Origin of the sequence: Sporosarcina sp. P25 (assembly GCF_002743235.1) — a bacterium.
Taxonomy (GTDB): Bacteria; Bacillota; Bacilli; order Bacillales_A; family Planococcaceae; genus Sporosarcina; species Sporosarcina ureae_B.
In genome coordinates this window covers 69123-76495 of the sequence record NZ_PDYV01000014.1, presented here as the reverse complement: position 1 = coordinate 76495, position 7373 = coordinate 69123, and the positions used below count along the sequence as shown (strand labels likewise).

General features: G+C 40.8%; 8 protein-coding genes and 1 other annotated feature. All 8 genes read left to right on the top strand.

Annotated elements, in window-relative coordinates; genetic code table 11:
* On the top strand, window positions 1-100 hold a 100-nt coding region (locus CSV70_RS12335; protein WP_143560918.1), incomplete at its 5' end, for an IS3 family transposase.
* Window positions 101-830: 730 nt separating this feature from the next.
* Window positions 831-1076, top strand: coding sequence for a PRC-barrel domain-containing protein (locus CSV70_RS12330; RefSeq protein ID WP_158232258.1), 246 nt, complete (start codon window positions 831-833; stop codon window positions 1074-1076).
* A gap of 66 nt (window positions 1077-1142) precedes the next feature.
* Window positions 1143-1835, top strand: coding sequence for a YggS family pyridoxal phosphate-dependent enzyme (locus CSV70_RS12325; protein ID WP_085133173.1), 693 nt, complete (start codon window positions 1143-1145; stop codon window positions 1833-1835).
* Window positions 1832-2329: a cell division protein SepF gene (locus CSV70_RS12320; RefSeq protein WP_085133174.1), complete on the top strand. Its 498-nt coding sequence runs from the start codon at window positions 1832-1834 to the stop codon at window positions 2327-2329. Before CSV70_RS12325 ends, CSV70_RS12320 begins: the two co-directional genes overlap by 4 nt.
* A 65-nt stretch (window positions 2330-2394) precedes the next feature.
* Window positions 2395-2685: a YggT family protein gene (locus tag CSV70_RS12315; protein WP_085133175.1), complete on the top strand. Its 291-nt coding sequence runs from the start codon at window positions 2395-2397 to the stop codon at window positions 2683-2685.
* Between the two features lie 69 nt (window positions 2686-2754).
* Window positions 2755-3531: a YlmH family RNA-binding protein gene (locus CSV70_RS12310; RefSeq protein WP_099628683.1), complete on the top strand. Its 777-nt coding sequence runs from the start codon at window positions 2755-2757 to the stop codon at window positions 3529-3531.
* A gap of 99 nt (window positions 3532-3630) precedes the next feature.
* Window positions 3631-4197, top strand: a complete 567-nt coding sequence (locus CSV70_RS12305) for a DivIVA domain-containing protein (protein WP_085133177.1) — start codon at window positions 3631-3633, stop codon at window positions 4195-4197.
* Between the two features lie 42 nt (window positions 4198-4239).
* Window positions 4240-4460: a binding site (T-box leader), on the top strand.
* Between the two features lie 105 nt (window positions 4461-4565).
* Window positions 4566-7325, top strand: coding sequence for an isoleucine--tRNA ligase (gene ileS, locus CSV70_RS12300; RefSeq protein ID WP_085133178.1), 2760 nt, complete (start codon window positions 4566-4568; stop codon window positions 7323-7325).
* Window positions 7326-7373: the final 48 nt, after the last annotated feature.

Sequence of the window (7373 nt, the reverse complement as noted above, 5' to 3'; positions counted from 1 at the left end):
GCTAGCCGAATATATCTCCTATTACAACTCCAAACGTATTAAATCAAAATTGGGGATGAGTCCGATAGAGTATCGAACTCACCACCAGCTTAGTGCGTAATAAAACTTGTCCAACTTTTGGGGGTCACTTCAGTTCGGGCGGGCCCGCGGTGAGCCAACCAGGTCGCGTAGCTCCCTTTGGTTGTCTCACCTGTCGGGCTGAACCTCCCCGAGTCGCCTTCCACTACGATTCACTTTTGTTTTTCTGGATATAGATGGGAGGAGATATAGTCAAACCCAAACCAAATACGCAAGCGCTCATAGATTCGTCTAAGTGATCATAGCAACTTCACGACCGCTCAATGATCTCAACAAGCGATCATATTCATTGGGTAAACGCTCTTAGAAGCAATTAAGTGATCATACTTGCTTTGTAAGCGCTCATTGAGCTTCAAGACTTTACAGATTTTGAATTTAAATAAGTAATAAAGCGCCACTAAGTCACTTGCCAATAACAATGACGTTTAAAACTAATCGCAATCTCACGGTAGGATTGTAGTGGAAAAGGTGGCGACTCCTGGTGATCAGCACGATCTTGAGATCCTAGACTGAGCGAGAGCCGATGCGAAGTACGGCTTTTGCGAGTAAAAGCGAAGCGTTAGGAGCACATCTTTGCACGTAGCGATGGAAGCGGCTCAAGATTTTACCCCCGGAAAGCATCCACTTCTGCAACGGAAATCCCAAACCACTATCCAATGTCTCCCTCTCTAGGCACTTTCTAATTCGTCGAGCATTTTTCCACGTTCTCATTAAAACTCACTATGCATAGTATGAAAGAAGGAGGGGAAACTATGCGTTTTTCCAGCTTACAGAAAAAAGAAGTCATTGAACTGAAAAAAGGGTCTTTCCTCGGTTTTGTTCAAGACGCCACAATCGACATCGAAAAAGGAGAAATTGCGCAACTTCATATAGGCGAACTTGAACGCTCATTCTTCTCAGACAGCAAGTCAAAAGGTGTCCAAAAAATCAATTACAAAGACGTCATGACGATTGGAAAAGATATTATCTTGATTGAGAATAAACGGCTCAATAAATGACTTATCGTTGATATATAGTGCCCAAATTGATACAATGAAATAAAGCTAATGAAAAGTAGTGATAATATGGAACAAGTAGAACAACGACTAGCCACTATACAAAATCAAATAAACGAAGCATGTGAAACGTCAAATCGCAGCTCGGATGATATCACGTTAATAGCTGTCACGAAGCAAGTATCTTCCGCTAGAGCCCAATCCCTACTAGATATTGGGATTAGGAACTTAGGAGAAAATCGTCTCGAAGGATTGCTTGATAAGCAAGAAACGATTGTAGGTCCAGTCAATTGGCACTTTATTGGTAACTTACAAACACGCAAAGTAAAAGAATTAGTCGACACGATTGACTGCCTTCATTCGCTTGACCGTATGAGCCTTGCGAATGAAGTGAACAAGCGGGCAAGTAAGCCGCTAGATTGTTTTGTACAAGTCAATGTTTCAGGTGAAAAATCTAAATCGGGTATTACTCCCGATGAAGCAGATGTATTCTTTGAACAATTAGCGGCTTACGAAAACATTCATGTAATTGGACTGATGACGATGGCACCAAACACGGATGATGAATCTGTAGTTCGCAACACATTCCGTTCTTTACGTGAACTACGAGACAGAATCGCAACAAAAGGATTATCCTACGCACCGTGTACTAAACTGTCCATGGGTATGTCCAATGATTTTACAATTGCAATAGAAGAAGGTGCAACTCATATACGCATCGGCACTGCATTGGCCGGATCAGAAAGCGAGGAAACTGAATGAGCCTCAAAAAACGATTGGAAAAAATGTTTTGGGTACAGGAAGAAGATTTAGTCCAACAACCGAAACCCCAAAGCAAACCAACAAAAGGTGAACAAGCAATGGCTCGCAAAGAGATGAAGAAGCTAGCAGGGAAGAAACGGGCTGTCAATAGTCGACTTCAAGCCTCACCGCAAAAACCTTCATCTACACAAGCCCCAGTGATTAGCCTACAAAGTCTTCAAAAATCATCAAAAGTCATTCTACTCGAGCCGCGTTCTTATGCTGAAGTAGAGGATATTGCAGAACATTTGAAGAATCGCCGTTCTGTCGTTGTGAACTTACAGCAGATAGAGCGAGATCAAGGATTTCGTATCATTGATTTCTTAAGTGGGACAGTTTATGCCCTCGGTGGCGACATTCAACGAATTGGCGCAGATATATTTCTATGTGCACCTGACAACGTAGAAGTAGCCGGTAAAATAACGGAGTTTCTATCTGAACAACAAGAACGATAGGCTACACAACTTAGAACTTTCAATAGTTGAAAGTTGAACAATTTGAATGAGGTGTACATGTTATTATGATCGCATTATTAAACAATTCTTATTTATTAATATCCGGAGCCTTACAAATCTATTCAATCCTATTGGTCATTTATATTTTAATGTCATGGGTTCCATCTACTAGAGAAACAAAATTTGGGCAGCTGATAGCAAAGATAGCAGAGCCCTATTTAGGCTTTTTCCGTAAGTTCATACCTCCATTTGGCATGATTGATTTTTCACCGATCGTCGCATTGCTGTCCTTACAATTAATCAGCAGAGGGATTGGACAGATTTATTTGATGATCTTCCAAGCATTAGTAAATTAAGTATAACCTTAACTGAATTTGGAAATCCTCACAAGGTGGGGATTTTTTTATATAAGGAGAAGAAATAGAATGGATTCAATATTTCAACATTTTCGTAAAGAAGAACAACCGTTTATTGAAAAAGTGAATAGTTGGGTGAAAGAAGTAGAAGATACATATGCACCCAAGCTAACAGAGTTTATGGATCCACGTCAGCGGTTCATAACAGAATCAATCGTGAGAAATTCAGATCTCACATTGACAGCTGAAGGCGGCTTTAATGATGCAGAACGACAGCGTGTACTCATCTACCCTGATTATTACACCCCGACTAAAGAGGATTTTCAAATCAGTATATATAAGGTGAATTATCCGCAAAAATTCGTTACGATGAAACATTCCCAACTCCTTGGATCTTTACTGTCTGTTGGAATAGAACGTTCACGGTTTGGTGATATACAACTAACTGAAGAAGCGGTGCAATTTGCGGTTGCTGAGGAAGTATCTGAATACATCCATGTCCATTTCACGCAAGTCGGTAAAGTGAAAGTTTCAGTAGAGCCAGTTTTGACCACGGAAGACTTTATCAATGTAAAAGAAGAGTGGACGGAAGAACTGCATATCGTTAGTTCATTGCGTTTGGACGTAGTTGTAGCAGCATTAACAAACAGTTCAAGAGCTAAAGCTTCTTCACTTATTAAGGCGGAAAAAGTAAAAGTGAATTGGGCTATGATTGATCAACAAGCATTTGAAGTGGAAGAATATGATGTACTCTCAATTAGAGGATTTGGCCGCTTTAGAATTATGAGTATCGAAGGGCGTACAAAGAAAGATAAAATTCGCGTGATGATCGGTGCGCTAGTCTGAATAGAATCCTTGATAAATTAAGAAAAGTAGTGTTTAATCAAGTAGTAAACACAATCACACTGTAAACTATGTAAGCATACTGAAAGGAGAAAGCGTATTATGGCTTTAACCCCTACGGATATACATAACAAAACATTCAACACGAAATTTCGTGGCTATGACGAAGATGAAGTGAATGGATTTTTAGAACAATTGATGAAAGACTACGAAAACGTTCTGAAGAAAAATGAAGAACTTGAAAAAACAGTTTCTGATAATGAAGTTAAGATTACTCACTTTAATTTAATAGAAGAAACGATGCAGAAATCTATTCTGATTGCACAAGAAGCTGCAGAAGATGTTCGCAAAAATGCTATTCAAGAATCAAAGTTAATCATTTCTGAAGCAGAAAAGAATGCAGACCGCCTTGTTAACGACGCACTCGCACAGGCAAGAAAGATTGCACTAGAAGTCGAAGTGTTGAAGAAACAGTCAAAAGTATTCAAAAGCCGTTTCAAGATGATGGTAGAAGCGCAGCTTGATATGATCAACACTGAAGACTGGGACGACTTGTTGAAGTATGAATTAGATACATCCAGCGTAGAAAGTGCAGCTGAGCAAGAGTTGGATATTCCGAATGTAGACAGTCTAGATGAAGAACTAGTTACGAAGACGAAAGAAGCTTGACAACTTCCGAACACATTTTTATAATGAAAAGTAAATTGAAACGAAGAAGCGTTGACGGAAAAAGTACTTTCTGATTTTGCCCATAGCGAGCCGGGGATGGTGTAAGCCCGGTGGTAAATCAGAAACGAAAATCACTCCTGAGCTAGAACCTTTATGTAGATCTTGGTTCTCGGCCTCACACTGTCGTTACTAGTGTCTAAGCGGCAATTGCGTTATGCAATTGCAAGTAGGGTGGTACCGCGAGAATGAACCTCGTCCCTTTTTGGGATGGGGTTTTTCTGATTTCTCAAGAAAGAGAGCGCTTGATCTAGCTGATTTCATTTCTTAAACAATAATTTGAATCACACATATTTTAAGGAGGAATTATAATGGAATATAAAGATACATTACTTATGCCGAAAACTGATTTCCCTATGCGTGGAAATTTGCCAAATAATGAGCCGAAAATGCAGGAAGAGTGGAATGAGAAGAATATCTATCAGCAAGTTCAAGAACGTACTGCGGACCGTCCGTTCTTCATTTTGCATGACGGACCGCCTTATGCAAACGGTGACTTACACATGGGTCACGCACTTAACAAAGTACTAAAAGACTTTATCATTCGTTATAAATCAATGTCTGGATTCCACGCACCCTATGTACCAGGTTGGGACACACACGGTTTACCAATAGAGCAAGCACTTGTAAATAAAAAGGTTGATCGCAAAAAAATGAGTACCGCTGAATTCCGTAAAATGTGTGAAGAGTATGCCCTTCAACAAATTGACAATCAGCGTACGCAGTTCAAGCGTTTAGGTGTTCGTGGAGATTGGGATAATCCATACATCACGCTGAAGCCTGAATTTGAATCACGTCAAATACAAGTATTTGGTGAAATGGCTAAAAAAGGCTACATCTATAAAGGACTAAAACCTGTCTACTGGTCTCCTTCAAGTGAAACTGCCTTGGCAGAAGCGGAAATTGAATATCAGGATAAGAAATCTCCCTCCATATACGTCAGTTTCTCAATCTCGGATGGGAAAGGTGTACTGGAGCATGATGAGAAGTTCCTGATCTGGACAACAACACCTTGGACAATTCCAGCAAACTTAGGAATTTCCGTTCATCCTAAATTTACGTATGCAGTAGTAAAAGTTCAGAATGAGAAATTTGTAGTAGCAAAAGACTTAATCGAGTATTTGGCGAAAGAATTGGAATGGGAAGAGTACTCAATCGAAAAAGAAATTCAAGGTGTAGATCTTGACCGAATCGTTGCGAGACATCCATTTTATGACCGTGATTCATTAGTTATGTTAGGTGAGCATGTTACGGCAGATGCGGGTACAGGTTGTGTCCATACAGCACCAGGCCATGGTGAAGATGACTTCTACGTAAGTAAGCAATATGGAATCGATGCATTATCTCCAATTGATGATCGAGGTGTCATGACGGAGGAAGCACCATTTTTCGCAGGTATGTTCTATGAGGATGCGAATAAAGCGGTAACTGAAAAGCTGAAAGAAGTCGGGGCACTTCAAAAGTTGTCATTCTTCACTCACTCGTACCCGCATGATTGGCGTACGAAGAAGCCAGTCATCTACCGTGCGACTGCACAATGGTTCGCTTCTATTGAATCTTTCAGAAATGATTTACTCGAAGCAATCCGAACTACTACATTCACACCAGCTTGGGGTGAAACACGTTTATTTAATATGGTGCGTGACCGTGGTGACTGGTGTATTTCCCGTCAGCGCGTATGGGGTGTTCCCATTCCGGTATTCTATGCGGAAAATGGAGAGGCGATTCTTACAGATGAAACAGTCAGTCATGTAGCAGATTTATTCCGTGAGAATGGATCAAATGTCTGGTTCGAACGTTCTGCAAAAGAACTATTGCCAGAAGGCTATACACATGAAGGAAGCCCGAATGGCGAATTCACGAAAGAAACGGACATTATGGATGTTTGGTTCGACTCGGGTACTACACATCAAGGAGTACTAGATGAACGTGATGATCTTCGTTACCCAGCAGATTTATATCTTGAAGGTTCCGATCAATATCGCGGTTGGTTCAACTCTTCATTGACTACGAGCGTAGCCATTAACGGTATTGCACCGTATAAAGGCATCTTGAGCCATGGTTTCACATTGGACAAAAATGGCCGTAAGATGAGTAAGTCTTTAGGGAATGTCATCGTTCCTTCGAAAGTCATCAATCAACTTGGTGCAGACATCGTCCGTCTATGGGTATCGTCTGTAGATTATACAGCAGATGTTCGTGTATCTGATTCGAACTTTAAGCAAGTATCAGAAGTCTACCGGAAGATCCGTAATACGATTCGTTTCTTGCATGGGAACGTAGCCGATTTTAATCCAACTACAAATCGTGTAGCATTTGATGATATGCGTGCAATTGATCAGTACGTCTATGTGAAGTTGCAGGATTTGATTGAGGAAGTTCTTACAGCTTACGAGCAGTATGCGTTCCCTACGGTCTACCACGCAATCAATAATTTCTGTACAGGCGTACTAAGCTCACTGTACTTGGATATTGCGAAAGATGTAGTCTATATCGAAGCTGCGAATCACCCAGATCGTCGTGCAATGCAGTCGGTGATGTATGATACATTGATTACACTAGTCAAGCTCATCACACCAATCTTGCCACACACAGCAGATGAAATGTGGAAAAATATTCAGTACGTTGAAGAAGATAGTGTCCAATTGACGGATATGCCTGAAGCTGATCATAAAGGTGAACTTGCGGACAAGCTTCGTGAGCGCTTTGATAATTTGATGGAGATTCGTGATGATGTCTTGAAAGCTCTCGAAGAAGCACGAAACGCGAAAGTAATTGGGAAATCATTGGAGGCAAAAGTGACTGTTGTGTTGCCTGAAGTTCAACGTGGCATATTGCAAGCAGAAGATATCGATTTTGCACAATTCTTCATCGTCTCGGACTTTGAAGAGAGTACAGATGCAGAGTTACCAAATGCATTGAAACTGGATCATGCAACGGTCTTGGTAGAACCTGCTGAAGGTGAAAAATGTGAGCGTTGCTGGACAATCTCTAAAACAGTTGGAGAAGATGCAGAACATTCAACACTATGTACACGATGCGCGACTGTTGTGAAAGAAAACTATGCGTAAGCAATTTTGATGTCGTAGCCATCATCATTCACTCGTGGATGATGATGG